Source organism: Natrinema sp. 1APR25-10V2 (genome assembly GCF_031626495.1).
Classification (GTDB): Archaea; Halobacteriota; Halobacteria; order Halobacteriales; family Natrialbaceae; genus Natrinema.
In genome coordinates, this window is sequence record NZ_JAMQOJ010000020.1 from 1 (window position 1) to 833 (window position 833).

General features: G+C 58.0%; 1 rRNA gene. It reads right to left on the reverse strand.

Annotation, left to right across the window (positions count from 1 at the left end):
- Nucleotides 1-833, reverse strand: a 23S ribosomal RNA gene (locus NDO75_RS27695); the annotation flags it as partial.

Genomic DNA, 833 nt, shown 5'->3' on the forward strand with positions numbered 1-833 from the left:
GGGTGAGGAAATCTTGGGGCGCGCCCGATATCTTTTCAGGCGCGTACCGCCCCAGTCAAACTGCCCGGCTACCAGTGTCCTCCGCCAGGAGTGAGAGTCGCAGTCACCATCGGGTAGTATTTCAATGATGCCTCGGTGGCCCGCTAGCGCGGGTACCTGTGTAGCGGCTCCTACCTATGCTGCACAATGGCGACCACGTCTCAGTGACAGCCTGCAGTAAAGCTCTATAGGGTCTTCGCTTCCCCTTGGGGGTCTCCAGACTCCGCACTGGAACGTACAGTTCACCGGGCCCAACGTTGGGACAGTGACGCTCTCGTTGATCCATTCATGCAAGCCGCTACTGAAGCGGCAAGGTACTACGCTACCTTAAGAGGGTCATAGTTACCCCCGCCGTTAACAGGTCCTTCGTCCCCTTGTACGGGGTGTTCAGATACCTGCACTGGGCAGGATTCAGTGACCGTACGAGTCCTTGCGGATTTGCGGTCACCTATGTTGTTACTAGACAGTCGGAGCGTCCGAGTCACTGCGACCTGCCTCTTCGCGAGGCAGGCATCCCTTATTGCGAACGTACGGGACTAACTTGCCGAATTCCCTAACGTCGGTTGCTCCCGACAGACCTTGGCTTTCGCCGCCACGAGTACCTGTGTCGGATCTCGGTACGGACAGTGTGCTCGCCTTTTCACGGGCTCTAGGTTGGCCTCTCTTGCGCTATCCAGCCATTCGTTCGCTTCGTGCCATTACGGCTTCCACGAATTTCGACTGTTCGACCGGGCGATAGCCCGGCAGAGGCGGCCCCAAAGCGTCGGCTTTGAGTGCACACTGGCATAGGAATA